The sequence below is a fragment of the Paraburkholderia phymatum STM815 genome (assembly GCF_000020045.1).
In the GTDB taxonomy this organism is placed as follows: Bacteria; Pseudomonadota; Gammaproteobacteria; order Burkholderiales; family Burkholderiaceae; genus Paraburkholderia; species Paraburkholderia phymatum.
In genome coordinates this window covers 2,337,738-2,364,246 of the sequence record NC_010623.1, presented here as the reverse complement: position 1 = coordinate 2,364,246, position 26,509 = coordinate 2,337,738, and the positions used below count along the sequence as shown (strand labels likewise).

The window sequence follows — 26,509 nt, the reverse complement described above, 5'->3', positions numbered from 1 at the left end:
CCGGCAAGACCCTCGCCGAGACATGACCTCACATGGACGCGACCAGCGCTTCTCCCGCAGCGAGAGCATTGGTGCCATGCGTTAGTGGCCCGCCGTCGCGCCCCATCGCAGTCGATAACAGGACGGTGGCCGGCCGCGATTCAAATGCGCTAGCTTCGCCTCCGAAGTTCAGTGCGACGAAAAGCGATCGCTCGCGGTAATGCCGTTCATACGTGAGCACGTCGCCATGTGCAGCGACGTTCTCAATCGTGCCTTGCACGAGCGCGGCGTGGCAGCGCCGCAAGATAAGAAGCCGCCGGTAGAGCGAGAGCATGCTCGACGTATCGCCCTCCTGTTCGCGCACGCTTGACCTCGACGCCACGGGCAACCACGGTTTCCCGCTCGTAAAGCCCGCGTTCGGCAACGAATCATCCCATTGCATGGGCGTGCGCTCGGGATCGCGGCCCTGACCCGCGCCCGGTTGCCGAAGCTCAGCCGGATCCCTGATCTCGTCAGGCCCGATGGTGCCATCCGTCATTCCGATTTCGTCGCCGTAATAGATTGTCGGCGTTCCTCGCAATGTCAGCAGCAGCACAGCGGCTACGCGCGCCTGGATTGCGCCCACGCGCGATGCAATGCGCGGATTGTCGTGATTGCCCAGTACCCAGTTTGGCCACGCATGCTCGGGCAACGCGCCGTCGTAGTCGCGAATCATGCCGGCAATCACGGCGGCGTTCCATCTGGCGTTGATCAACTGGAAATTGAACGGCATGTCCGCGCCGTCGCCTGCCGCGCCGTAGTATTTGATCAGCTGCGAAACCGGCAGATAGATTTCGCCGATCAGCACACGATCACCGTATATGTCCAGCGTAGCCCGCATGGCGCGCACGATCTCATGCACTTCCGGCTGGTCTTCGGTGTATGTCTGCAATAGCCGATGATGTTCCGGCTCGCCGGCCCGATAGCAGGGGTTCAAAGGATTGTCCCGGAACTGTGCATCCTTGATCAACAGCCACAACACGTCTACGCGGAATCCGTCGACGCCGCGATCGAGCCAGAACCGCAATACACCGTCCATCGCGCGGCGCACTTCGTGGTTACGCCAGTTCAGATCGGGCTGCTCGCGCAGGAACGCATGATAATAATACTGCTCCGTATGCTCGTCCCACTCCCAGGCAGAGCCGCCCATGCGGCTCAACCAGTTGTTCGGGGGGCCGCCATCCGGCGCGGGATCGTGCCACAGGTACCAGTCTCGCTTCGCATTGTCACGCGACGAGCGGCTTTCCTCGAACCACGGATGCCGGTTCGACGAATGGTTCGGAACGAAATCGAGCAGCACCTTGAGCCCGAGGTGATGAGCGTGGATCACCAATTGCTCGAATTCGGACAGGCTGCCGAACAGCGGATCTATGCCGCAGTAGTCCGCCACGTCATAGCCAAAATCGGCCATGGGAGAAGGAAAGATGGGAGATATCCACACCGCGTCGGCGCCTAGCGCAGAGACATATTCGAGGCGTTCGGCGATGCCACGCAGATCGCCGATGCCGTCGCCGTTGCTATCCTGAAACGAGCGCGGATAGATCTGATAGATCACACCGCGTTGCCACCACGTCAACTCCCGCATTTCCATTCCTCATCGCAATCGACCGTTTTTGGCGCCATGCGCGAAACCTATGCTCAACGACCTCTGGTACAAGAACGCAATCATCTACTGCCTTTCCGTCGGCACGTTCATGGACGCCAATGGCGACGGCATCGGCGACTTCGCTGGGCTGATGCGCCGCCTCGATTATCTGCAGGGTCTCGGCATCACCGCGATCTGGCTGATGCCCATTCAGCCATCGCCCGGGCGCGACAACGGTTACGACGTCTCCGACTACTACAACGTCGATCCGAAGTACGGCACGCTCGGTGACTTCGCCGAATTCACTCACGCCTGTGCCGAGCGTGGCCTGCGCGTGATCATCGACCTGGTAGTCAATCACACTTCCGACCAGCACCCGTGGTTCAAGGAAGCACGCAGCGATCCTGATTCGAAATATCGCGACTGGTATGTGTGGGCGGACAAGAAGCCGCCCGACGCAACACACGGCGTCGCATTCCCTGGCGTTCAGAAGTCGACATGGAGTTTCGACAAACGTGCAAGGCGCTGGTATTTCCATCGTTTCTACGATTTTCAACCAGACCTGAATACCTCCAATCCTCACGTGCAGGCGGAACTGCTGAAGATCATGGGCTTCTGGATCCAGCTTGGCGTTTCCGGATTCCGCATGGATGCAGTGCCCTTCGTCATCGCAACGAAGGGGCCGAAAGTGCGCGAACCCGTCGAGCAATATGAAATGTTGCGGAGCTTTCGCGAGTTCCTGCAATGGCGCGAAGGTGATGCGATCATTCTGGCCGAAGCTAACGTCCTGCCGGATACCGACCTCGAATATTTCGGTGAAGAGGGCGAGCGCTTGCCCATGATGTTCAACTTCCAGCTCAACCAGAACACCTTCTATACGCTTGCGACGGGCGATACGAAGCCGTTGAAGCACGCCCTCCTCGCAACGAAGCCGCGGCCGCCAAGCGCGCAATGGGGCGTGTTCCTGCGCAATCACGACGAGCTCGATCTCGGTCGCCTCACGCCTGAGCAACGCGCAGCCGTATTCGCTGCATTCGGTCCCGAGCCGGGCATGCAGCTTTATCAGCGCGGCATCCGGCGCCGGCTCGCGCCGATGCTGGCAGGCGACAGGCGCCACCTTGAACTCGCCTACAGCCTGATGCTCAGTTTGCCGGGCACGCCCGTGTTCCGTTACGGCGATGAAATCGGCATGGGCGACGACCTGCGCCGGCCCGAGCGCGCATGTGCGCGTACTCCCATGCAATGGTCGACCGAGCCGCAGGGAGGCTTCACCAAGCACACCCGGCCGCCCGTATCGGTCATATCCGGCGGCCCTTATGGCTTTGAGCGCGTCAACGTTGCGACCCAGCGGCGCGACCCCAACTCGCTTCTTAACTGGATGGAGCGGATGATCCGCATGCGCAAGGAAGTGCCGGAGATCAGCTGGGGGGATTTCGAAGTGCTGCGCACATCGCGAAGCGATGTGCTGGCGCTGTGTTATCACTGGCGCAACAACTCGGTTCTGTTTCTACATAACTTCGCCGCCAAGGCGTGCACAGTGAAGTTTCGCTCCGGCTGCAACGAGCCGGTGGGCTGCCCGCTGATCAATCTGCTCTCCGACGACCACAGCCAGCCTGGCGACGACGGCCGACATGCAGTGGTGCTGGAGCCTTACGGTTACCGCTGGTACAGGGTCGGCGGACTGGATTATCTGCTGACGCGTTCCGAAATATAAGGATGTCCGCGCAACTTCGACGGGTTACCGAGGTTCTCCGCAGGCCTTTGCGGCCATCTGCGCATGGATATCGTTATTGACTCCCGGCAGCTTTCGCAGCAGACACAGGTAGTAGCTCTTGTCAGCGTCGCTCAGCGCTGACGTCTGCCGGTAAAGCCTAAGACACGCATTCTGCATGACCTGAAACGCGAGCATGCTGGCAGTGCTTCGGGCCGACTTTGCGACGCACTGTCGATACGTGTCTTCGTTGTCGCTGCCGTCAAATCCATCTGCTTTCGACGCGGTGCTTGCGCAGAAAACCAGCGTCAACACGATGCACAGATTTCGCATCATTTCTCCCATCCTTTCGTGGAGCGGTGGCCGATCAAGCAGACCTCGGCGCCGCGTTCTGACACATGTGACACAACTATTCTAAGCGTCAGGCTCGGCTGCTTTCAGATCCATCGAGCACAGGCAACGCTTGTCATCATGCGCGGTCGATATGTTTATCTGAATTTACTATTTAGCCTTTGCATAACGCGGTGTTAGCCTCGAATGCATACCCGCAGACGCGCTGTGCCTCGCAGCGTCTGTTGCGGCTTGCATTCCTCCATCGAAACAGATTTCCGCAAGGAGCTGACATGAGCGTCGAATTCATCGGCATGATTCAACAGCGCAAAGTATCGGAAACGCACCTTCCACAAGGGCCCGCTATCGATACCGAGTACGTGCGCGCGTTCGCGCAGGCGCATGAGAACGCCGGCTTCGATCGCATTCTCGTTCCGCACAGTTCGACGAGCCCCGATGCGACGATCACCATCGCCTATGCGGCGGGCGTGACAGCGAAGGTTCATTTCATGCTCGCGCATCGTCCGGGCTTCGTCGCGCCCACACTCGCCGCACGGCAGATCGCTACACTCGATCACTTCTCGGGCGGGCGGCTCGCGGTGCACTTCATCTCGGGTGGAAGCGACGAAGATCAACGGCGCGACGGCGACTTTCTAGTTCACGACGAGCGTTACGCACGCACCGACGAATACCTGCAGATTCTGCGCCGCCTGTGGACAGAAGATAAGCCGTTCGATCACGAAGGCCGCTTCTACCGCTTTGAAAAGGCCTTCTCAGAAGTGAAACCGAAGCAGTCGCCGCATGTGCCGATCTATTTCGGCGGCGCATCGGCGCCCGCCCTCGCCGTGGCCGGCAAGCACGCGGATGTCTACGCGCTATGGGGCGAATCGAAACAGCAGGTGCATGAACAGGTGACGCGCGTTCGCGCCGAAGCCGCCAAGCATGGCCGCAACGCGCGCTTCTCCGTGTCGTTCCGGCCTATCCTCGCCGCGACGGAAAAAGCCGCATGGGAGCGCGCGGAACATATCCTCGCGGAGACTCGCCGCTTGCGAGTCGAACAGGGCTTCTCTCGCGGCGGTCCGCAACAGAGCGAGGGCGCGCGCCGGCTGCTCGCGGCATCCGGCGACGGCGTCCGCGCGGATGAGCGTCTCTGGACAGCCGTCGCAAAAGAAATCGGCGGACGCTCGAACTCGACTGCACTTGTCGGCACGCCGGCGCAGGTCGCACAGACGCTCGCCGAATATCATGAACTCGGCGTCACGACTTTCCTGATTCGCGGCTTCGACCCGCTCGAAGACGCAATCGACTATGGCCGCGAACTGATTCCCGCGGTACGCGAACTCACGTCCCGCGCACGCCGCGCCGCCTGACAGGAACAATCATGATCACGCTACTCGAAGATCGGCCGTCGCTCGTGCTGCGCGACCAGCCCGTGCGCAAGTTCTGGTTCGACGATGAACTGGAACCGCAGCGCTCACTTGCCGAAGAACGTCTGCATCGTCAACAGCGCCTCGCGGGCGCGTTCCGTCTGTTCGCGCAGTACGGTTTCGCGCAGGGGCTCGCCGGCCATATCACCGCACGCGATCCCGAATGGACCGATCACTTCTGGGTCAATCCGCTGGGCCGGCATTTCGGCCGCATGCGCGTGTCGGATCTGCTGCTGGTCAATCGCGACGGCGAGATCGTCGTCGGCGATGGCCCCGTGAATCAGGCCGCCTTTGCGATTCATGCCGCCATTCACGAGGCGCGCCCCGATGTGGTCGCTGCTGCTCATACGCATTCGCTATATGGCAAGACCTGGTCGACGCTCGGCCGCAAGCTCGATCCGCTGACACAAGACTCCTGCGCGTTCCACGAAGACCACGCGCTGTTCGATGACTTTCGCGGCGTCGTGCTCGACACCACGGAAGGCGCGCGTATCGCCCAGGCGCTAGGCTCGCGCAAAGCCGTGATCCTGAAGAATCACGGCATTTTGACGGCAGGCCCGACAGTCGAAGCGGCCGCATGGTGGTACATCGCGCTCGACAGCGCGTGCCACGCACAGCTGCTTGCGGAAGCGGCCGGCACGCCGCAGCCGATTCCCGACGAGATGGCGACCCTCACCCACCAGCAAGTCGGCCGTGCGAACGGCGCGCGTCATGCATTCGACAGCCTGTATGAAGGGCTGGTCGAAACTGAACGGGAGTTGCTCGACTGATGGCCATTCATAAACTGCGGCGCTTTGTCGGTGAAATAGCAGAACTCGTCGATTCCGGCGTCGATGAACCGAGGCTGCTCGATCAGGGCGCGCACGCGCTGCGCGAACTGATCCGCGTCGATGACTGGCTGCCCGATGCGTACGCACAACCGTCCATCGAGCGCTATCAGCAATTTCTGCTTTACGCCGACGTACGCCAACGCTTCAGCGTCGTCAGCTTCGTGTGGGGCCCCGGACAGCAAACGCCGGTTCATGATCACACGGTATGGGGCCTCGTCGGCGTGCTGCGCGGAGCGGAACTGGCTGCGCCCTATGCGCGCAACGACGACGGCACGCTGCGTGCGGCGGGCGCCGACGTGCGTCTCCAGGCGGGCGACGTCGAAGCCGTCTCGCCGACCATCGGCGATATTCATCGCGTGCGCAATGCGTACGACGACCGCACGTCCGTCAGCATCCACGTATATGGTGCGAACATCGGCGCGGTTCGCCGCTCCACGTATGCGCAGGGCGAACAGCCCAGGCCGTTCATCTCGGGCTATTCGAACGACACGATCCCCAACCTGTGGGATCTCAGCAAGGAACCGCATCTTTCATGAAGCCTTATCCCGTTCGCACATATGAAGACGTGCGCGAAGCATTGCTCGCTCGCCGTGAGATCGCGCTGCTCGACGTACGCGAAGAAGACCCGCATGCCCAGGGCCACCCGCTCTTCGCCGCCAATCTCCCACTATCGAAGATCGAACTCGACGCGTACACCCGCTTGCCGCGCCGCGAGGTGCCCATCGTGCTGTTCGACGCGGGCGAAGGTCTCGCATCACGCGCCGCCGACAAGCTCGCGTCGCTGGGCTATACGCAGATCGCATTGCTCGCAGGCGGACTCGATGGATGGATTCGCGCGGGCGGCGAAGTGTTTCGGGACGTCAACGTGCCAAGCAAGGCATTCGGCGAATTCGTCGAAGCGCACCGACATACACCTTCTCTCTCGGCCGAAGCGGTCCACACGCTGCTCTCCAATGGCGATGACGTCGTCGTGCTCGACGCACGCCGCCTGGACGAATATCAGACCATGAACATTCCGGGCAGCATCAGCGTGCCCGGCGCGGAACTCGTGCTGCGCGCGCGAGCGCTCGCGCCCGACGCCAGCACGCGCGTGATCGTCAATTGCGCAGGGCGCACGCGCAGCATCATCGGCGCGCAATCGCTCGTCAACGCCGGTCTGCCGAATCCCGTCGCAGCGCTGCGCAACGGCACGATCGGCTGGACGCTCGCCGGGCAGACGCTCGAACATGGGAGCAATCGCCAGTTCCATCCGCAGGCCGGCCGCGATCAGCTTAGCCTCGATGCGTCGCGCAGCGCATCGCGTACGCTGGCAGACCGCGCCGGCGTGAGACGCGCGACACTCGCTGAAGCTGCTCGGTGGGCGGCCGAGCCATCGCGCACGACGTATCGCTTCGACGTGCGCACCCCTGCCGAATACGAACGTGCCCATGCACCGGGCTTTCAGGGCGCGCCAGGCGGCCAGCTCGTGCAGGAGACGGATATGTTCGCGCCCGTGCGCGGCGCGCGCGTGGTGCTATTCGACGACGACGGCGTGCGCGCCAACATGACGGCCGCGTGGCTGGCGCAAATGAACATCGATGTGTATGTGATCGACGACGCTACGGGAGACGACCTGACGGCCAATGGAAGCTGGCGCGGCGCAAGACCTGCGCCGGCTCACACGCCCGCTCTGGGCGCCGAAGAACTCGCGGCCCTGCTCGCGAGTCCTTCGAGCGGCACCGTCGTAATCGACGTCACGTCGAGCGCGAATCATGTGAAAGCGCACATTCCGGGGGCGCACTGGATCGTGCGTTCGCGCCTGTCCATCGATATAGACGATCTGCGCGCGCTGCCCGATGCGAAACGGTATGTCGTCACCTGTGCGACCAACGCGCTCGCGCCCTTCGCCGCGCCAGAAGTCGCCGCGCTAACGGGTAAGCCCGTCCATGTGCTGGAGGGCGGCACATCCGCCTGGATACACGCCGGCCTCCCGACCGAAACAGGAGATGCAGGCCTCGCGTCACCGCGTATCGATCGTTATCGTCGCCCGTATGAAGGCACGGACAATGCACGTGAAGCGATGAACGCGTACCTGGAATGGGAATACGGTCTCGTCGCACAACTCGATCGCGACGGCACGCATGGCTTTTTCGTGATCTGAGCGCGCCATCAGGCGGCACGCGACAAACGCGCCGCCTTGAAGCTCTGCTCGACGCTTTCTGCCAATACGGCAAGCGCCGACTGCATCTTGCCGAGCGCACGCGAACGGACGATCCATACGGCAATTTCGGGTTTGAAGTCGGCGATGGGGATCACGTCAAGTTGCGCGGCGTGCTCGCTTTTGCGAAGCAGCGGCAGCGGAACGAGCCCCAGGCCGACGCCATCGGCGACGAGCCCCAGCTGCAGTTCGGTGCCGAGCGTTTCGAGGTTGAGCTTCAACGTCTAGCCTTGCGCCGCGAGCGCCTGCTGCAGGCCCGCACGAAACCCGCAGCCGTCGGGATTCAATACCCAGCCATACGATTGACATTCGGCGAGCGTCTGCGCACGTTTCTTGACGCTGCCCTTTTTCGCGACCACGGCCAGCTTCAGCCCGCCCAACGCTTCACCCGCCAGCGTGTCCGGCAACGCGCGGTTCGCAGGCAACAGTACGATCGCGGCATCCAGTTCTCCTTCCTGGACTTTCTGCAGCAGCGGATTGCCCCATCCCGTCGAGACGCGCGCCTGCACCTCTGGATGCGCGCCGCGCAGTGCATGGAGCGCCTCGAGCATAGCCACGTCGGCGACCGTCTGCGCGACGCCGAGCCGCAACACGCCCGCGAGCGGCGCGTCGTCCGCGACGAGATGCGTGAGCGCGTCTACCTCTCGCACGATCGCGCGGCATTGTTCGTAGACGGCACGCCCCATCGGTGTCGCCTTCAAGGGCTTCGTGTTGCGATCGAGCAGTTCGACGCCGAGGGCCTCTTCGAAGTTCTGGATACGGCGCGTGACGGCAGGCTGCGTCAGCGCGAGAGAGTCGGCCGCCTGACTCAGCGACTGGCAGCGCACGACGGCAACGAAGGCCTCGATTTCATCGAGTTTCATGAATGGTCTTGTGGTTTGACGAAGTGTCGATAGCGCGACCTTAGCGCGCAACGCCCCTCGCACTCAAGTGCCACACGCACTTCTCCGCTTTCCGCTCTCGCATATTAACTAAGCAGAACAATGCGTTTGCCTTATAGAACACGCGACCGTATCGTGTCTTTTCAGTCACCACTTCTCGCCGCACACCTCATGTTGTTCTTTTCCAATCGATGCCTGCAACGATTCTCCCGCCTTCTGACGGGCGCGATCGTCGCGAGCGCATCGCATGTCGCGCTCGCCGATACCACGTTGAAAGTGGGCGACCAGCAGTTGCAGACGCGCGGCATTCTCGAAGCGTCGGGCCAGCTGAAGGACCTGCCGTACAAGATCGAATGGTTCAACTTCCCCGCTGCGCAACCGCTGGGAGAGGCACTGAACGCCGGCGCAATCGACGTAGGCGGACTCGGCGATGCGCCGCTGATCTTCGCCTATGCTGCGGGCGCCAGAGTGCGCGCGGTGGCGGCCACGCGCTCGACGCCGACCGACCTCGCGATCATCGTGCCCGACGCATCGCCCATCAGGACAGCCGCCGATCTCAGGGGCAAGCGCATCGCGACCACGCGTGGCTCGATCGGCCATTACCTCGTGATCGCCACGCTCGAACGCGCGGGTATCAAGCTTTCCGACGTATCGCTGCGCTTCATGCAGCCTGCCGACGCGAAGGCTGCGCTCGCTTCGGGTAACGTCGACGCATGGTCGACGTGGGATCCGTATGTCGCGCTCGCCGAGCAACGCGATCATGACCGCAGCATCGTCAACGGCGTCAACCTGTCGTCCGGCCTCAGTTTTCAGGCCGCGACGGAAACGTCGATCAATGACAAGCACGCCCAGATCGCCGACTTTCTCAGGCGCGTCGCGGCCGGCCAACGCTGGGCGCTCTCGCACCCGGACGAAGTGGCCGCGATGCAATCGAAGGTGACGGGCTTGCCGCCTGACGTCCTGAAGACCGTCTATCAGCGCGCGCAACTCCATCCCGTCGCCATCGACGATGGATTGATCGCCGAACAACAAAAGACCGCCGATTTATATCACCGCGCGGACGTCATCAAGACGCGCCTCGATGTCACGAAGAGTTTCGATCGGCAATTTCCGCTCACTGCACAGTGAACCGACCACGACTCGCCGCCACCCCGATAGCGCGCTTGCCGATGTCGAGCGCGATGCCGATGCGCTCGAAGCGCTCGCGGACCTCGACAGTCCGCCCGCCGATGCGTGGCTCGCCGCGCTGACCGCCGATTTCAGCGCAGGCGCCGCCGCGCTCGATGCGGGGCCGCTCTTTCCACACGACAATCTCGCCCGCCTGCGCCGTGCCGGCCTGCTTGCGCTGACAGTGCCGCGTGCGCTCGGCGGTCGGCAGGCCACGCTTGCGGCGCGCGAAGAATGGTCTGGGCAGCGATGCCGATTCCAAGCGACAACGCCGCCAATAGCAGCTTAAGAATGGACAGCTCGCGCATATAAGGCCACTCGTCGAGCGCGGGCCACCATTGTGTGATGGCGGCGCTGCCGAGCCAGCCGAACGCAGCCAACAGCGCGATCAGGCGTTTGCCTTGCTCGCGGGCATCGCGTTTGCCTTCTCCGGCGATACGTCAGTTCCAGCGCGTGGGTTCGTGTGCACATGTCATCGTGCTCCGTCAGGGCGAGTTCATGTGCTGGCAAGATGCGTCTCGGAAATCGCGCGAACGTCGATGCGGCGCGGCAAGATCGCATCCCGATGTGCGCGGTCCGCGACTTTCTGCAGCGTCGCGATGTCCGCGTCGGTGACGAAATGCTGCTTCAGCGACGCGCGCTTCGTGATCTGCTTCGCGGCGTCGAGTGGCGAGCGTGTGAGCGATGCGTAGATTTGCGCGTACGCGTCGGGATTCGCCAGTGCCCAGTCGCCCGCGCGCTGATAGCGAACCAGCACGTCGGCAATGGCCGCACGCTTGCGCGGGTCGCTCAACGACGCGCCCGAAGCGGTGATGAACCCCAATCCGCTATTGATGCCGGAGCCGTCGCGCAGGATGCGGCCGCCATGTTGGGCGGCGATACCGTAGTACGGATCGAACGTCGCCCAGACTTCGATCGCACCCGATGCGAAGGCCGCAAATGCATCGACGGGGAGGATGAAACGCACCGTCACGTCGTCTTTCGTGAGTCCCGCTTCGGCAAGTGCACCGTACAACTGGAACTGCGAAATGCTGCCGCGCGCCGACGAAACGAATACCGTGCGGCCCTTCAGGTCAGCGACGGTGCGAATGGTCGAATTCGGTCCGACCAGAATGCCCAGTTGCGCGCCCGAGCCGATCCGGGTCGCCACGATCTTCAGCGTCGGGTCGCCGACGGCCGCTGCCAGAACGGGCAGGTCGCCGGCTGGCGCGAGATCGACGGAGCCTGCACGCTGCGCTTCGAACAACGGCGCCGCGCCCTGGAAGTTCGCCCAGCGGTAAGCGTAGGGTGCGCCGTCGAGCACCTTGGCCGCTTCGACGAGCGCCCGTGTCCCGCCCGCCTGATCGCCGAGTACGAGGGTCGCGTCATCCGCTGCGCGCGCATTGCGTGCGCCCGTCAACGCGGTCGCCATCGCGAGCGGCGCCGCAGCGAGCGAACGCAGCACACGCCGGCGCGACCGCATCGGCATTGAAAAAGATGTTGGAACAGAAGCGGCCATAAGTCCTCACTGTGCGTATTGGGCACAGCGTAGCCGCGGACACCCGCCGTGAAAATTATTCAATTCCGATATGTTTATATCGTCTCAATATTTATCTTTTGCATGTTTAACGGACATGAACGCAGCGGACATGAACACGCGCAGTCGGGGCGATTCGTTCGACGGACCAGCGTCTACGGGTGCCTTCGATCGTTATCAGAAATGATTCGTTGGGATCGCGTCGGGTCCACCACTAGCATGCTGGATTCGCTCATCACATCCGGAACGAACGCCACATGTTCTCTCCCGCACGACGCCGCTTGTTGATTCGCGCCTCCGTGCTCGGCGCCGCGGCAGCGGCACCCGGCCTCGGGTTTGCTTCCACGGCAACCTTGCGCATCGGTTATCAGAAATCGTCGACGTTGATTGCGGTCCTGAAAGCGCGCGGGACGCTCGAATCGGTGCTCGCGCCGCTCGGCGTCAACATCAGCTGGAGCGAGTTCGCAAGCGGGCTGCCGCTGACGGAAGCACTGAACGCCGAGGCTGTCGACTTCACCGCCGACGTCGCCGACACTGTGCCGATTTTTGCGCAGGCTGCCAGCGCGCGCTTCGTCTATGTCGCGCAGGAAGCGCCGTCACCGGGCGCGCAAGCGATCCTCGTGAAACGCGACGGCGCGCCGCGCTCGGTCGGCGATCTGCGTGGCAAAGACATCGCCGTGACCAAGGCGGCGGGCAGTCACTACCTGCTGCTGGCCGCCCTGGCAAAAGCAGGCGTGCCGGCGTCGGCGACACGCATTCACTACCTCCCCCCCGCCGATGGGCGCGCAGCGTTCGAGCGTGGCAGTGTCGATGCGTGGGTCACCTGGGACCCATATGTCGCGTCCGTCGACCAGAATCCGGACGTGCGAGTTCTCGCGGACGGCAAAGGTCTCGCGTCGTACCAACGTTATTACCTGGCATCGAGCCGGTTTGCCTCGGAGCGTCCCGACGTGATCGCGGTGCTGTTCCATCAGCTGCGCGATACGGGGGCGTGGGTCCGCACGTCGCCGCAGGAGGCGGCGCGTTTGCTCGCGCCTGTCTGGGGCCTCGATGTCGCGACGATCGCGCGCGCCAATGCGCGGCGGAGCTACCTCGTCCGCGCGGTGGACCGTGCGCATTTCAGCGAGCAGCAACAGATAGCCGACACCTTTCTGCATGCGGGCCTTTTGCCCGCGCCCGTGAATACGTCGATCGCCACGCGCTGGGACTTCGAGCAAAAACGCGCCGTCACGATCGGTGCGTGAAGGCGGGCATCGCCCGCCAGCGGGATCGTTACGCGCAGCACAGATTACAGCGCCCTCGGGTCGACCCATATTGCGGCGATCACCAGCCAGTCCCGTCTGGACGGCCCTCGGGTGCGCGACGGGATGAAACGCTGCAGACGCCACGACGGGCCGAATCGCAGCACGCTCATGGCCAGGCTGCCAAATCGCTGCCGGCAGGCTGACTGTCGTGGCTCCGCAGGTGTCCACCCTCGCTTGCATCGCGCACATAAGGGTTTATACTTAAGCCCGTCTCCTCCATATTCTCCTGATATGGATTCTTGCCCGCCTCCGTGCGGGCTTTTTCTTGAGCGGCTGGCCGCGCATCATCGTCCGGTGTCATGCGGTTGCCGTCGTTCTATTCGCACCATTGTGTCTTTTTGCCCAACCGGCAATGTCAACTCCCGACTCCTTCGCAGCAAAACATTCGTGGTGGGGCGTGCTGGCGCTCGCGCTTGCGGCCTTCGTCTTCAACACCACGGAATTCGTGCCCGTCGCCTTGCTGAGTGCGATCGGCGAAAGCCTCGCGATGCAGCCGACCGACGTGGGCGTGATGCTGACCGTTTACGCATGGGCCGTCGCGCTCGTCTCGTTGCCGCTGACGATACTCACGCGGCATGTCGAACGTCGCAAGCTGCTCTCAGCGGTGTTGCTGCTGTTCGTCGCATGCCATATCGTGACGGGCGTCGCCTGGAACTTTGCCGTGCTCGTCATCGGCAGACTGGGCATTGCATGCGCCCATGCGATCTTCTGGTCGATATCCGTTTCGCTGGTTGTGAGGCTGGCACCTGCCGACAAGAAAAGCCGCGCGCTCGGCCTGCTCGCAACGGGCACGTCGCTCGCGATGGTCGCGGGCATACCTGTCGGACGAATGATCGGCGAGGCGCTCGGCTGGCGCATGACGTTCCAGGTGATCGCCGTAGCGGCGGTCGTCGTGCTCCTGCTGCTGCGCTTTACCCTGCCCGTGTTGCCAAGCGAGCAGGCCGGTTCGCTGCGCAGCCTGCCCGTGCTGCTCAGAAATCCGACGTTGATGTGCCTCTATCTGGTGACGGTGCTGGTCGTGTCGGCGCATTTCACCGCGTACACCTACATTGAACCGTTTATCCAGCACGTCAATCACGCGAGCGGCAGCCGCATCACCTTCATCCTGACCTTGTTCGGTGCAGCAGGGATCCCGGCCGCCATCTGCTTCAACCGGCTTTATCCGCAGCAACCGGAGCGCTTCATGCGCGGCGCGGTGATGTCCATCGCCGCGTGTCTGCTGATCCTCTTCCCCTGCTCGCTGAGCATCGTCACGTTGTCCGTCCATTCGTTCCTATGGGGCGGCGCCATCATCTGCTTCGGGCTCGGCATGCAGGCGTGGGTGCTGCGGCTCGCGCCCAACGCAACCGATCTCGCCGTTTCGATTTTTTCGGGGCTCTACAACGTGGCGATCGGCGCGGGCGCGCTGTTCGGCAATCACATTGCGAAAGACTATGGCATCCCCTGGATCGGCACCTTCGGCGGCATGATCGCCGGCCTGGCAGCGGCGGCATGCTGGTTTGCATTCCGCGCGCGAAAGCCGCGAGACGGCGTGGCATTGGAATAAGCGGGCGCATGTCGAAGTGCCTGAACGGGGCGTCCACGTTCGGACAGTCTGCAACGCGCCGGCGTCACGCATTCGCAGGTTCAGGAAGACTTGCCCACGGATGCGAACAGGTCGGTAATCTCTTTCATCGTCGCCGCTTCATTCGTGTAAGTGAACGTGCCGCGACCGAGCATTTCATTCGCGGCGCGCAGCAGCGCGCCGAACGCCGCGCGCGCAAGCGCTCCGCCTACGCTGATCCGCCGGACGCCCATCTGAGCGAGATCGTCGACGGAGAACGGCATGCCCGCCATGCCCATCAGCACGTTGACGGGCCGGTCGACGGAACTGACCACGGCGGCGATGTCTTCGCGCGTCTTCAGGCCCGGCGCATAGAGCACGTCGGCGCCCGCTTCCTGGAACGCCTGCAGACGGCGGATCGTGTCGGCGAGATCGGCACGGCCCACCAGATAGTTCTCCGCGCGCGCCGTCAGCGTGAACGGGAACGGCAGCGCACGCGCCGCTTCGACGGCAGCACGCACGCGCTCGACGGCGACGTCGTGTGCGTAGATGGGATCGCCGGCGCGACCTGTCGCGTCTTCGATCGAACCGCCGACGACACCCGCCGCAGCCGCCTGGCGGATTGTCTCGGCCGCGTCTTCCGGCGCGTCGCCGAAGCCGTTTTCGAGGTCCGCGCTGACGGGCAGCGTCGTCGACGGCGCGATGTCGGCGAGGTGGCGCATCATCTGCTCGCGGCCGACGGCGTTATCCGGCAAGCCGATCGAGAACGCATAGCCGGCGCTCGTCGTCGCCAGCGCCTTGAAACCGAGCCCTTCGAGCAGGCGCGCGGAACCGATGTCCCACGGGTTGGGAATGATGAACGGAACGCTCGCCTCATGCAGCGCGCGAAACGCTCGTGCCTTCTCTGCTTGTGATGTCATGGCCGCCCCGGCGGTGGAGATCCCATACGAGCCGCTTTGCCCGGTATCGGATCGCGGAACCGGGCAAAAGCGGGAAGAGCAGCTGTGTGTGCGCCGCGAGAACTCAGGTTTCGAGCTTCGCGTCCATTGTGATCGTCGCGTTCAACACCTTCGAGATCGGGCAACCCGCCTTCGCATCGGCGGCTGCCTTGTCGAACGCCGCCTTGTCGCCGCCCGGAATCTTCACCACGACGTCGAGATGCGAAGCCGTCACCGCGAAGCCGCCGCCGTCCTTGTCCAGCGTGACCGTGGCCGTGGTCGCGATCCGCTCCGGCTTGATGTTGGCCTTGCCGAGTTCCGCCGACAACGCCATCGAGAAGCATCCCGCATGCGCCGCCGCGATCAGTTCTTCGGGATTCGTGCCGATGCCGTTTTCGAAACGCGTCGCGAACGAATATTGCGTGTCCTTGAGCACGCCGCTGTCGGTGGAGATCGAGCCCTTGCCGTCTTGCAGACCGCCCTGCCAGAGTGCTGATGCCTTGCGTTTCATTCGTCTCTCCTGTGTAGAGTTCGCGCCGCCGCGCTCCCCACCGCGATGCCCGCCGCGTCGGTCTCGCCCGACGATTCGCGGCTTCGGCACCCGTCACGCGTGCTGCGCCAAACGTGTGGACCTTGGACCGAAGCTTCATCATAGGCGGATATCCGCGGCACTGCCGTGAAGCTGCGCACCCGTGACGGCTGACATTATTTCACTTGACGCAAGAATCTTTCTCCAATCTGCCACTTTTTTGACCACCATTCCGGAAATACACTTGCTCCAACGGTTCGGACAGGCAAGTTCAAACCGAACCGATCCAACAAATGTTCTCGGAGGTCATCATGAAATCGCTTCTTTCCGCAGTCGTCGTCGCATCCGCTCTTCTCGTTCCCGCTGTGTCGTTCGCACAGCAAGCCAGCAACGCCCCCGCGACGCGCGCACAGGTTCGCGCCGAACTCGTCGCCGCACAACAAAACGGCACGCTCGACCAGAACGACGTGACGTACCCGAAGGCCACGCCGCAATACGGCGCAACGGCGCAAGCGACGGAAGTCGGCGGCACGACGTCGGGCTCGTCGCAATCGGGCTCGCGTCCGAGCATCGAGCAGCGCATTTTTTCGACGTTCCGCGGCAACTAAGCCACGTTGCGCGCCGTGATCGCGCGCCGACGTCAGATGAACGAAGGCCCCGCCGACTCATCGAGTCCCGGGGCCTTGTCTTGTGTGCGCGTCGCGTGAAAAGCGCTTACTCGCCGAACGGCAGCGAGTCCTGCCCTTGCGCGCGCATGCCGAACACATTCAGCGTCATCGCGACAAGCGCGTAATAGCCGAGCAGTCCGACCAGATTGATCGTAACCTCGTGGCCGAAGCGCTCGACGGTCTTCGCATATGTCGCATCGGACACGCGTCTGGCGTCGTAAAGCTCGGTTGCGAAGGCGTAGATCAGCGCGTCGTCGGCATCGGCGAAGGCAGGCAGCCTGCGCTCGCGGATCGCCTCGGCGTCTTCGATGCGCACGCCCGCTTCGATTGCGATCGGATAATGGATGAACCATTCGGCCTGCGCCTGCCAGCGCGCCGCCGTGACGAGTATCGCCAGTTCCGACAGACGCAGCGGCAGGCCCGTCTTGTAGCGGCAGAATGCGCCGAGGCGCTGCGCGTGCTGCGCGAGTTCGGGACTATGGATCCAGCCGAGAAACGGTCCGTTCAGATTGCCGCGCGGACCCGACAGGATCTCGTCGAGCACGGCCTTCTGCTCGGGCGTCGCGTGGCTGGCGTCGAAAGATGGCAGACGGTTGGTCATCGGAAGCTCTTAGGTGGGGGTGAGTTCGGTCAGGCCGCGCCCGACGCAGCAAGCGCGCCTTCGATCGCATCCGTCAGCCGGCTGACGATCCTTTCGATATCGCTTTGCGTGCAGATGAACGGCGGCGCGAGCAGCACATGGTCGCCCGTCTTGCCGTCGACAGTGCCACCCATCGGATACACCATCAGACCGCGCTGGAACGCCTCGCGCTTGATCGCGGCGTGCAGCTTCAGTTTGGCATCGAACGGCGTTTTCGTCGCGCGGTCCTTCACCAGTTCGACGCCGACGAAGAGTCCCCGTCCGCGCACGTCGCCGATAAACGGATGCTGCGCATAGTGCTCGCGCAGCAGCGCACGCAACTGGTCACCACGCGCCTTCACGTTATCGAGCAGATGCTCGTCGGCAATCACGCGCTGCACTTCGAGCGCGGCGGCGCAGGCCGTCGCGTGCCCGATATACGTGTGACCGTGCTGGAAAAAGCCGGAGCCGCTCGTGATCGCCTGATAGATCCTGTCGCTCACGAGCGTCGCGCCGATCGGCTGATAGCCCGCGCCGAGGCCCTTCGCGATGGTCAGCAGGTCGGGCGTGACGCCGTCTTCCTCGCACGCGAACAGATAGCCGGTGCGGCCCATGCCCGACATGATTTCATCGAGGATCAGCAGCACGCCGTAGCGGTCGCACACCGCCCGAATCTTGCGGAAATACTCGCGCACGGGCGGCACCGCGCCCGCCGTCGCGCCGACCACTGTTTCGGCGACGAAGGCTGCCACCGTGTCCGGCCCGAGTTCGAGAATCTTCTGCTCGAGTTCGTCGGCGAGACGCTGCGCGAACTGCTCTTCCGTCTCGTCCGCGCGCTGCTCGCGATACGCATAGCACGGGCTCACATGATGCGCATCGATCAGCAGCGGCAGGAACGGCTCGCGCCGCCATGCATTGCCGCCGATCGCCAGCGCGCCGAGCGTATTGCCGTGATAGCTCTGCCGGCGCGCGATGATGTGGCGGCGCTGCGGCTGCCCCACTTCGACGAAATACTGACGCGCGAGCTTCAGCGCCGCCTCGATCGCTTCCGATCCGCCCGACACGAAATACACGTGCCCGAGGCCTTGCGGCGCGCGTTCGGTCAGATAGGTCGCCAGCTCCTCGGCGGGCTCCGTCGTGAAGAACGACGTGTGCGCGTACGGCAGCGCCTGCGCCTGACGCTTGATCGCGTCGATCACGCGCTGATTGCTATGACCAAGACACGAAACAGCCGCGCCGCCCGATGCATCGATATAGCGCTTGCCCGTCGAATCGACGATCTCGATGCCGTCGCCTTGTACGGCGACAGGCAGCGTCTGTTTGGGCATGCGATGGAATACGGTAGTCATGCGCTCTCCTTGAATGAGCGGAAAGGCGGTGGCGCTCAGGCCGCCGTGCGTGCAACAAACGTTTCGAAGACGACGGCGCGTTGCGCGTGAACCTGCAGCGCGACGCCGTCGTCGCGGATCTGGAACAGCGCCGTCGCGAGGGTGTTTTCGTCGTCGGGATCGTCGGGGTCTTCACGGTAAATCGGCAAGCCGGCGGGCGCCTTGTCGTGCAGCATGTCGACGAGCACGCTGCCGTCGGGCTGTGCGCCACGCGCTTCGAGCAGCGCTGCGATGCGTGCCTGCCGATCGCGCGACGAGTCCGTGACGATTTGCGCCTCGCCGTCGCAGCCGGGATGAATCATGTGATTCGCGTGGCCCGACACGCGTCCGATGGATTCGACCGAACAGCGCATGGCCGTAGCTTCGACACTGATCACGCGACGCTCGCCCGCCGTGCCGAGCGTGTGATGGAACCCGCTTGCGCGCGGCGTGTCATGCAACAGCCGGACGGCTTCGTCGAGCGTCGAGGTATCGAGCACGGCCCGCGACAGGATCATGCGCGGCACGCCCGTGACAGGGTGGCGGATGCGCAGATTGTTGATCGCCTGCACCAGCCCCGCGCGGTTTGTCGCGAACGTATGGCCGGGCAGCGAGCCGGGGTAATAGAAGCTGATGAAGCCGGGTTTGCCCGGCGGCCGCACATCGACGAGCAGGCCTTTGCCGAGCAGGAACGGATCGCCGTCTTCGTTATGCGCGATGAGCGTGTCGCCCGTGCGCACGGCTGCGAATGTCGTGCAGCCGTCGGGCGTGTCGTGCAGCAGTTCACCGCGGCAATTCCAGAGAAAAACGTCGGCGGCGGGCCAGCCGAGGCCCGCGGCCATGCCGTCGAGTTCGGCCAGTTGCGCAGGATGATGCGCGCACGCGACATCGCGCAAATGCTGCACGAAAGCGTGTCCGCGCCACGCCTGCAGCGCGCGCCAGGCCGTGCTCTGCCGCATGTACGCATCGAACGCCGGCCGCGCCAGCTCGCCCAGTTGACGGCCGATCTCATACGGCTCGCCTGTTATCCGGTGCAACTCCCAACCCTGCTTCGACACACGACACCTCGAGCTTCATTCAACACGCGATGCGCATTTATAGCGCATCACAACATATGTTGTCAAAGACGGCGTGTGTCGGCCGGTCTGTTGTCGTCAACGGATCGATGTGGTTCAGGGCACGTAAGCGCCCTTCGCGTGCAGCGACTGCTCGGCGAGTTCGAGTTGCTGGACGGCGTCCGTGCCTTCCAGCGCGAGCAGATGCGCGACGAGCGATTCGGCGATGGCCGTCGCCGCAACGAGCGATGGGAAGAACGACGGGCTTTCGTGGGAGAAGATTAGCGCCTTGTCGGCGTTCAGCGCGATGGGCGAGACGGCGCTATCGGTGATCGCGATCAGCTTGCTGCCTTTTTCGAGCGCGGCTTCGGCGACGCGTGCGGCCTCGACGGAATACGGCGCGAAACTGACGACGACGGTCGCGCTGTCTCGTTCGATGCCGCGCAACTGCATTTCGAGGGTGCCTGCTTCGCCCGTCAGCAGCGACACGGACGAGCGGAACAACCGGTATCCATAGACGAAACCGAACGCGACGGGATAGCACGAGCGAAAACCGCCGACGTGCACATGCGGCGCGCGCCGCAGCAGCTTGGCCGCTTCGACGGTGACACGCGTGTTGTGCGCGGCCGTCACCTCGAGATTGTGTTGCTGCGCGATGAGCAGATCGTGCGCGAGCGCATCTTTCGCATGGCCTCTGACGAGCGAGCGGGCGCGGCTCGTCAGCGGTTCGGGACGCGTACGCACGCGCGCCACGAACAGATCGCGCAGCTCGTTCCAGCCCGGAAAGCCCAGTTGCTGCGACAGACGCACGAGCGACGCGGGTTGCACCTGCGCGCGCTCGGCGACCTTGCGCATCGACGAGACGGCGACCTCGTCGGGATGATCGAGCAGAAACGCCGCGCCCATCTGGAACTGCGGGCTGAGTTCCGCGAAACGCCCGCGGATCAGGGCGGCGAGCTGGTCGAAGTTGTCGGGCATACGGTGTACGGGGCGATGGAAGTGACAACAAATGTTATCACCCGATATTCACGGGGGCGAACCAGGGGGCGGCGGCTCGACGCCGGCAGCGCGCCGGTTGCGCTATCAGCTGGCAAGCCGCGCCGCCGCCTTGATATCTTCCAGACGCCGCTGTTTCACACCGAGATCGCTCCACGCCGACGGATGACAGGTGAACACCAGAATCTGATGACGGGTGGCAGCATCGAGCAGTGCGCGCTTGATCGATTCACGCCGTGCCTCGTCCGTGTGGACAATCGCATCGTCGAACAGCAACAGCGTCGGCTTGCCGGCGTCCTTCAGCAAATCGGCGTAAGCGAGCCGCACCAGCAGGCCAAGCTGTTCCTGGGTCCCGTAGCTGAGCGACTCGAACGCTTCATCGGCTGTCTCGCGCGTCAGGCCCACGGGCGACAGCGAGTCGTCGACGGCCAGTTCGCCCGTCGGGAACACGCGTCGCAGATAGTGGTTGACGCGATCGGTAAGCGGCTTGCGCAAGGTCGCCACTGCCGTGTCGCGCTCCTGGACCAGCACGCTCTCCAGCAGGCTCAGCGCGTCGGCACGCATGCGCAGTTCCGCGCGCCGCATCTCGGCCTGCTCGATAGCGGCCGCCGTCTGCGCGAGACGCACGCCCAGTTCCGTGCCGCCGAGCGTTTCGAGCCGCGTGCGCAGCAAACCCACGTTGCGCTGGCGTTCGAGATGATGTTGATACTCGTTGTCGGCCGACCGGTTGTAGCGTTCGACGTCGGCGTGCGGATCGTTCAGGCCGACGGCGCTTAAACGCTGCGCCGCCGCCGCGAGATTGCGGGTGTATTCGTCGATGTACGACTTCTTCTCGACCAACGCTGCCTGCCGGCGCCTGCGTTCGTCGATGAACGCGGCTTCCTTCAGTCGCGCTTCATTGAGCTGCAAGCGCTCGCGAATGCCGTTCGCCGCTGCCGCGGCCTGCGCGCTGGCCGTCGCGGCCTCCAGCAACGCGCTGCGTGCCGTTTCGACCTGCACTCGCGCGGCATCCACGGCCTCTCTTGCCTGCGCGACGGGAATCGCGTCCGTCGCGTCCTCCAGCGCATCCAGCTTCGCCTGCGTGGCGCCCAGACGGCCGCGTGCCTGTTCGAGTTCGCTGCGTAGCGCATCGACGCCTTCCGGCGCGTGCGTCCCGAGCATCTGCGCATGGTTGTCGCGTTCGGCACACACCGACTTCCAGCGTGCAAGCTGCCCGGCGCCCTGTGCATGGCTTTCGACGCCGAGCGCGAGCAGCAGCTTGTCGCGTTCCGCTTCGAGACGCTGCAATTGCGTATCGAGCGCGGACAGGTCGAGTGTGCCGGGCACGATGCTCAATTCGCCGAATCCCGGCAGGCCGATCGTCTTGCGTCCGTCCAGCACCAGCGTGCCGTCGCCCAGCACGGGTGCGCCGTCGACCAGGATGGCCGCGCTCAAGCGGTATTCGATGCGTGTCAGCGCAGCATTCTTCTGCGCTTGCAGCGGAAAGAGTTCATCGCTCACCTGCTGGAGCCGGCTGAGCTTCTTCTCGTCGAGTTCGAGGTTCGCGGCAACGCGCGTCAACTCCAGCACTTTTTCATTGCTTTCGATAGCACGTGCGAGCGCGGCGTCGATCCGCCCGATGTCCGTCTGCTGCGTCTGCACCAGCGCCTTGAATTGCGCGGCACGTTCGGCGGCGATCGCCTTTGCATGCGCGTGCTGCGCGGCCTCGCTGGCCTTGTGCGCGGCGGCGTCGGACGCGAGCGCGCGCTCGTGGGCAGCGCCCGCCTGCGCCGCGCCCGCATCGGCCTTCTCGAGGTCGCGCCGATCGGTTGCGACCGACGCTTCGAGGTTCGCAGCGAACTGCTCCTGTTCGAGCAGCACACGATGTTCAGCCTCGGCGATCTTGAGCTTTTGCGCGACCTCATCGTGTTCGCGCCTGACGACGTCATTCTGCTGAGCCTGCGCAAGCGCTGCGTCCGCCTTCTGACGCAGCGCATCCCACGGACGCTCGCGTTCTCCGTTGTCGTGTTCCCGCTGCAGCTTGCCGAGCCGGACGATGTCTTCGTCGAACTCACGATTGCTTTGCTCCAGTGCCGACTGCTGCGCCTTCAGGCTTTCGAGTTCCTTCTCCACCGCAGCGAGCTCGCCCGTCGGCTTGCGAGCCTGACTCGTGATCAACTTGAAGAGATCTTTCTGCACGGCGGCGATGAGCGCATCGTCGCCGCCGGGCATCTCGCCGCCGGTGAGTTGCGAAAGCGCGGCGCGGACATGCGTCGACGCGTGCTCGCCCGCTTTGCGGACCTCGCCCGTTTGCCCCTGGCGTACCCACAGCAGACCGGGAATGCCCGCGTGCTCGGCGCGGCTCAGGCCCTGCTTCGGACGGGTAAAGCCGATCGTTTCGGCGAGAATCGCTTCTGCTTCATCGCCGTCGAACGTCTTGCTGCCGACGCGCAGGTTGCAGCGCTGCTTCTTGACGAACTGCTTCACGAGGTGATGTTTCGTGCCCCCGATGTCGAAGCCCACTTCCACCGTCGGCAGACCATCCGGGCGCGAGGCGGGAACCAGCGCCTCCAGCCCGCTCACCTTGTAGCGGTCGAGGAACACCGTTCTGACAGCTTCGGCGATCGTGCTCTTGCCCGCCTCATTGGGGCCGCTGATGAGATTCAACCCCGACTCGAGTCCGTCGATGACGATGCGGTCGGTCAGCTTGCGAAAGTTCTGGATCGTAATGCTTTCGAGAATCACACTGCCCCCGTTTCACGCTGGAATCGTGCAAGCATCAGCAGCGCTTCGGAGGCGACCGCGCCGCCTCCGTCAGCCTGGATCGCCCGCAGCCGCTCGACCACCTTCGCCAGATATCCGCTGCGCGCGCCGAGCGCGGCCAGGTCTTCGTCCGTCGGCAGAACCTTGACGCCCATAGTCGTCGAACGCAACGCCCGCACGCGCGCACGGGTTTCCTCGATGGCCACGTTCACGGCTTCGGCGTCGGCCAACGCCAGCTCGCCCGTGACTTCGATGCGCAGCACGTCGTTTGCGCCGAAGGCTTCGAGTTGCGCACGCAACTGGGTCACGTCGCTCGCGACGCTCAGATGCGGCCTGAGCAGATGCCACCGATACTTGCTGACATGCATGCGCTGCACGATGGGCGCCTCGCCTGGCGCCCGCAGTTCGACTTCGAGGACATAGCCCGGCTCGTTGCTGCGAAAGCGGTCCTGCTCGTGCGTGCCCGCATAGCGGATGCGCTCGTCGACGCGATATTCGCCGTGCCAGTCGCCCAGCGCGAGATAGTCGAGCCGCGCCGTTTGCGCGCGAGTCGGTGCAATCGGATTCGTGGAATCGACGTCCTCCTGCAGGATGCCTGTCACGCTACCGTGCGCGAGCCCGATCCGAAGGAAACCGTCGGGCGTCTCCAGCCCGTCGAAGAATGCCGTCGTGTCCTCGTAGGTGTTGCGTTGCGTGAGCGGTGCGCACAGCAGCGCGGCACGCTGCGCCTCCAGCAGGATGACGCCCGGTTCCAGAACGAGATGCGCGTTGTGCGGAACGCAACCCAGGCGCTGCGCGCGCGTCCACACGCTTTCGGCCAACGCCGCGTCGTGATTGCCAGGCAGCAGATACCACGGCCCCGCGTAGCCCGACAATGCGCCGAAGAGCCTGCGGATGACCGTTTCGGAGACCGTCTGCTGATCGAACACGTCGCCGGCGACCAGCACCGCATCCATGCCGCGTTCGGTGGCGCGGCTGGCGATGCGCCGGACCGTGTCGAAGCGCGCTTCCGTCAGATGCGCGGCCTCCTCCGGTGTGAATTGGCCGAACTGGGTTCCGATCTGCCAGTCGGCGGTGTGCAGTAGCTTCAAACTATCCGGCCCTCTGTTGTTACTGTTCGTTTGTCATCGATGCTTCGAGTCCGCTATTGTCCATGCGGCGGGAACACTTTGGGCCCCCATCTCGTCGCTGTGTGCGCTCAGATTGTCTCAGGTGCCGGGACCGCATAGACGGCATTTCAGCGCAGAAGCTGGGACATCCCGTGTCCCGTAGAAGGAGCCCGACGCGAAGGGCCCGCCATCAAGCGAGCGAACTCGCCGATGGCTTCGCCGCGTACGCACTGTCGAATGCCGCTTCCAGCACGGGGTGCACGCCGCGCAACCCATCCACCACGGCTTTGGCCCACTCGAAATACTCGCGCTTGCGCTCGCCCGTCCAGTTTGCCGGCGGACAGGCCGCGATATCGCGGAGATTGCAGATCTTGTCGGCGAGCTTGACGAGCTGCGCGTTTCGGCTGATGGCAGGCGCATGTTCGATCTGCCGGCGCTTGCGTTCCGCCTTCGGCAGCGTTTTATCGTCGGTGACTTCCGCGACGATCTCGGCGACGGCGTGGCCGAATAGCGCAACCAGCTCTTCCATCGAGGTTTCCGTGTCCTCGATCGTGTCGTGAAGAATGGCGGCAACGAGGACGGCCTCGTCAGCGACGTCGCCTTCGTTGGCCAGCACGTCGGCGAGCGCGATGGGATGGTTGATGTAGGGCGACGCGTCGGCATCCTTGCGCCGCTGGTTGCGATGCTTGTTTGCGGCGAAGGCGGTCGCCCTGATCAGCACGTTCATGTTTTTCGGCTCCTTCGGTGGGTGGATAGTCTCGCCGCTTGTGTCGGGACCATCCTACCGCGCGCTCAGGACATCTCGCGTCTTCTTCCCATGCAACCGGCACGCAAAAATCTCACATTGCAAAATCAGGGCTCGTGTCATAAAAATGCCCGCTGCAGTGCGAATCGTACGCAATGCGTATCGGAAAACTGCCCTCCGTATTGTGAAATGAAAACCGCATCACATTGATTTTTAAAGAATTTTCTATTGTTATCCGACGCACACGGCGGGCCCGCGGCCTCCCCCTTCTTCGATACTCTCTTATACAAGAGGTGACGGTTCCAACGTTCCCGTCCAACGACGGGCGTGGTCCAGGCGAACCGCCCGACGCTTTTTCATAACGCAGGGAGAGGTCAAAATGTTGCATGTCTATGTAGAACCCGTACCGAAGGGCCGCTGGGGACCGATCGACGGCTATACCGTCGAGTTCGAGGACGGCACGAGGGTGACGCCGGAGATCTATCGTTCAGAAATGCTCGCGGTCGGCGAGATCAAGCTGCGCGGTTATGTGCCGTTGCTGGCGAAGGTGCGCATCACCGACAAGGGCGTCACCGAGCACTGGCAAGCGGCCGAGGCATCCCTGCCGCAAGGCTGATCTCACGCAGCCGCGCGAGCGGCTGCCGTCACGCGTACTTTGCGCATACTGTGCGTCGCCCGCCCTGCGCGAGGTACGCGCCCTTCGACCCGCCTCGCGCTGGCCCTTCAACTTCCCGCCTGATTACACACGCACCAACGCCGCTTCGCATGCGCCGCGAATGATCCGGTATTGATCCGTCTGCTTGTCGATCTGAAGCTGGTCGGTAAAAGCCGCCTGCAGGCCCGCCGGATCGCGCAGGCTCGCGTGACACTCGACAAGGCGCATCGCGAGCGGCAGCGCCCGGCTCGACAGCGCGACCCGGCGCATCACGTCGAACGCGTCCTTGTCGGCCACGTGCCAGCGCCGCATCGCGTCGACCGCCTGCGATGCCGTCAGCCACCAGCGTGTCTCCGCGTACACGAGCAGATGCAACGCGACGATCAACGTAAGCAGAGTGACCTGAGCATCGACTTCGATGTCGACGGCCCTTCGGATGCTGCGTGCATTACCCATCCTTCGCTCCCCATCGAACAGATGAGCAGGCAACAGCATGATCCAGGCCTGCAACCGCACGAATGCATCAGCCGATGCATGCAGCCTCGCTCGTTGCGGCTGCACGTATTACAGCGGAGTC

24 protein-coding genes and 1 pseudogene are annotated in these 26,509 nt (G+C 63.8%); 10 read left to right on the top strand and 15 right to left on the bottom strand.

Annotated elements, in window-relative coordinates; all coding sequences use genetic code 11:
- Positions 1–28 precede the first annotated feature (28 nt).
- Entirely contained in the window at positions 29–1,603 is a 1,575-nt protein-coding gene (locus BPHY_RS26235; RefSeq protein WP_012404485.1) for an alpha-amylase family glycosyl hydrolase, read from the bottom strand.
- Positions 1,604–1,652: 49 nt separating this feature from the next.
- Between BPHY_RS26235 and BPHY_RS26230 the strand changes: the two genes are divergently transcribed.
- Positions 1,653–3,317, top strand: coding sequence for an alpha-amylase family protein (locus BPHY_RS26230; RefSeq protein WP_012404484.1), 1,665 nt, complete (start codon positions 1,653–1,655; stop codon positions 3,315–3,317).
- Positions 3,318–3,341: 24 nt separating this feature from the next.
- On the opposite strand, the gene BPHY_RS26225 is transcribed toward BPHY_RS26230, so the two are convergent.
- On the bottom strand, positions 3,342–3,650 hold the full coding sequence (locus BPHY_RS26225) for a VF_A0006 family four-cysteine protein (protein ID WP_052306162.1): 309 nt from the start codon (positions 3,648–3,650) through the stop codon (positions 3,342–3,344).
- 287 nt (positions 3,651–3,937) lie between these two features.
- Between BPHY_RS26225 and BPHY_RS26220 the strand changes: the two genes are divergently transcribed.
- From BPHY_RS26220 to BPHY_RS26205, 4 genes are read left to right on the top strand one after another with little or no spacing between them, the layout of a single operon-like run.
- Positions 3,938–5,014, top strand: coding sequence for an LLM class flavin-dependent oxidoreductase (locus BPHY_RS26220; RefSeq protein ID WP_012404482.1), 1,077 nt, complete (start codon positions 3,938–3,940; stop codon positions 5,012–5,014).
- An 11-nt stretch (positions 5,015–5,025) separates the two neighbouring features.
- Positions 5,026–5,841, top strand: coding sequence for a class II aldolase/adducin family protein (locus BPHY_RS26215; protein ID WP_012404481.1), 816 nt, complete (start codon positions 5,026–5,028; stop codon positions 5,839–5,841).
- Positions 5,841–6,437, top strand: coding sequence for a cysteine dioxygenase family protein (locus tag BPHY_RS26210; protein WP_012404480.1), 597 nt, complete (start codon positions 5,841–5,843; stop codon positions 6,435–6,437). Before BPHY_RS26215 ends, BPHY_RS26210 begins: the two co-directional genes overlap by 1 nt.
- A complete protein-coding gene (locus tag BPHY_RS26205) occupies positions 6,434–8,041 on the top strand; it encodes a rhodanese-related sulfurtransferase (protein ID WP_012404479.1) in 1,608 nt (535 codons plus the stop codon). Before BPHY_RS26210 ends, BPHY_RS26205 begins: the two co-directional genes overlap by 4 nt.
- An 8-nt stretch (positions 8,042–8,049) precedes the next feature.
- Here BPHY_RS26205 and BPHY_RS26200 read toward each other — a convergent pair.
- Positions 8,050–8,961 (bottom strand): annotated as a pseudogene (locus tag BPHY_RS26200) (LysR substrate-binding domain-containing protein).
- A gap of 189 nt (positions 8,962–9,150) precedes the next feature.
- Between BPHY_RS26200 and BPHY_RS26195 the strand changes: the two are divergent.
- Entirely contained in the window at positions 9,151–10,107 is a 957-nt protein-coding gene (locus BPHY_RS26195) for an ABC transporter substrate-binding protein (protein WP_012404476.1), read from the top strand.
- On the opposite strand, the gene BPHY_RS42920 is transcribed toward BPHY_RS26195, so the two are convergent.
- Both BPHY_RS42920 and BPHY_RS26185 read right to left on the bottom strand, forming a co-directional pair.
- Positions 10,094–10,408, bottom strand: a complete 315-nt coding sequence (locus BPHY_RS42920; RefSeq protein ID WP_041764793.1) for a hypothetical protein — start codon at positions 10,406–10,408, stop codon at positions 10,094–10,096. The genes BPHY_RS26195 and BPHY_RS42920 overlap by 14 nt on opposite strands.
- Before the next feature lie 234 nt (positions 10,409–10,642).
- On the bottom strand, positions 10,643–11,644 hold the full coding sequence (locus tag BPHY_RS26185; RefSeq protein ID WP_012404474.1) for an ABC transporter substrate-binding protein: 1,002 nt from the start codon (positions 11,642–11,644) through the stop codon (positions 10,643–10,645).
- 275 nt (positions 11,645–11,919) lie between these two features.
- On the opposite strand from BPHY_RS26185, the gene BPHY_RS26180 reads away from it, so the two are divergent.
- A complete protein-coding gene (locus tag BPHY_RS26180) occupies positions 11,920–12,906 on the top strand; it encodes an aliphatic sulfonate ABC transporter substrate-binding protein (protein ID WP_012404473.1) in 987 nt (328 codons plus the stop codon).
- Between the two features lie 412 nt (positions 12,907–13,318).
- On the top strand, positions 13,319–14,512 hold the full coding sequence (locus BPHY_RS26175; RefSeq protein WP_012404472.1) for a sugar transporter: 1,194 nt from the start codon (positions 13,319–13,321) through the stop codon (positions 14,510–14,512).
- Positions 14,513–14,592: 80 nt separating this feature from the next.
- Here the strand turns inward: BPHY_RS26175 and BPHY_RS26170 are convergent, their stop codons facing one another.
- Positions 14,593–15,429: an isocitrate lyase/PEP mutase family protein gene (locus BPHY_RS26170; RefSeq protein ID WP_012404471.1), complete on the bottom strand. Its 837-nt coding sequence runs from the start codon at positions 15,427–15,429 to the stop codon at positions 14,593–14,595.
- A 103-nt stretch (positions 15,430–15,532) separates the two neighbouring features.
- Positions 15,533–15,958: an OsmC family protein gene (locus BPHY_RS26165; RefSeq protein ID WP_012404470.1), complete on the bottom strand. Its 426-nt coding sequence runs from the start codon at positions 15,956–15,958 to the stop codon at positions 15,533–15,535.
- 329 nt (positions 15,959–16,287) lie between these two features.
- Here BPHY_RS26165 and BPHY_RS26160 point away from each other — a divergent pair, with 329 nt between their 5' ends.
- A complete protein-coding gene (locus BPHY_RS26160; RefSeq protein WP_012404469.1) occupies positions 16,288–16,584 on the top strand; it encodes a DUF4148 domain-containing protein in 297 nt (98 codons plus the stop codon).
- A gap of 106 nt (positions 16,585–16,690) precedes the next feature.
- On the opposite strand, the gene BPHY_RS26155 is transcribed toward BPHY_RS26160, so the two are convergent.
- The 7 genes from BPHY_RS26155 to BPHY_RS26125 form a co-directional block, all read right to left on the bottom strand.
- A complete protein-coding gene (locus tag BPHY_RS26155; protein ID WP_012404468.1) occupies positions 16,691–17,245 on the bottom strand; it encodes a carboxymuconolactone decarboxylase family protein in 555 nt (184 codons plus the stop codon).
- Between the two features lie 29 nt (positions 17,246–17,274).
- A complete protein-coding gene (locus BPHY_RS26150; protein WP_012404467.1) occupies positions 17,275–18,612 on the bottom strand; it encodes an aspartate aminotransferase family protein in 1,338 nt (445 codons plus the stop codon).
- A gap of 35 nt (positions 18,613–18,647) precedes the next feature.
- Positions 18,648–19,688, bottom strand: a complete 1,041-nt coding sequence (locus BPHY_RS26145; protein WP_012404466.1) for a C45 family autoproteolytic acyltransferase/hydolase — start codon at positions 19,686–19,688, stop codon at positions 18,648–18,650.
- A 114-nt stretch (positions 19,689–19,802) separates the two neighbouring features.
- Positions 19,803–20,663 (bottom strand): MurR/RpiR family transcriptional regulator, encoded by an 861-nt coding sequence (locus BPHY_RS26140; protein WP_012404465.1) that lies wholly within the window; start codon positions 20,661–20,663, stop codon positions 19,803–19,805.
- 105 nt (positions 20,664–20,768) lie between these two features.
- Positions 20,769–23,405, bottom strand: a complete 2,637-nt coding sequence (locus tag BPHY_RS26135) for an AAA family ATPase (protein ID WP_012404464.1) — start codon at positions 23,403–23,405, stop codon at positions 20,769–20,771.
- Complete coding sequence (locus BPHY_RS26130; protein ID WP_012404463.1) at positions 23,402–24,514, bottom strand: metallophosphoesterase family protein; 1,113 nt, start codon at positions 24,512–24,514, stop codon at positions 23,402–23,404. The genes BPHY_RS26135 and BPHY_RS26130 overlap by 4 nt, the downstream gene beginning before the upstream one ends.
- Positions 24,515–24,722: 208 nt before the next feature.
- Complete coding sequence (locus BPHY_RS26125) at positions 24,723–25,259, bottom strand: HD domain-containing protein (protein WP_012404462.1); 537 nt, start codon at positions 25,257–25,259, stop codon at positions 24,723–24,725.
- 397 nt (positions 25,260–25,656) lie between these two features.
- Here BPHY_RS26125 and BPHY_RS26120 point away from each other — a divergent pair, with 397 nt between their 5' ends.
- Complete coding sequence (locus BPHY_RS26120) at positions 25,657–25,893, top strand: hypothetical protein (protein WP_012404461.1); 237 nt, start codon at positions 25,657–25,659, stop codon at positions 25,891–25,893.
- A gap of 123 nt (positions 25,894–26,016) precedes the next feature.
- Here the strand turns inward: BPHY_RS26120 and BPHY_RS26115 are convergent, their stop codons facing one another.
- The gene (locus BPHY_RS26115; RefSeq protein WP_012404460.1) at positions 26,017–26,388 is read right to left on the bottom strand and encodes a hypothetical protein; all 372 of its coding nucleotides are present in this window, start codon (positions 26,386–26,388) and stop codon (positions 26,017–26,019) included.
- Positions 26,389–26,509: the final 121 nt, after the last annotated feature.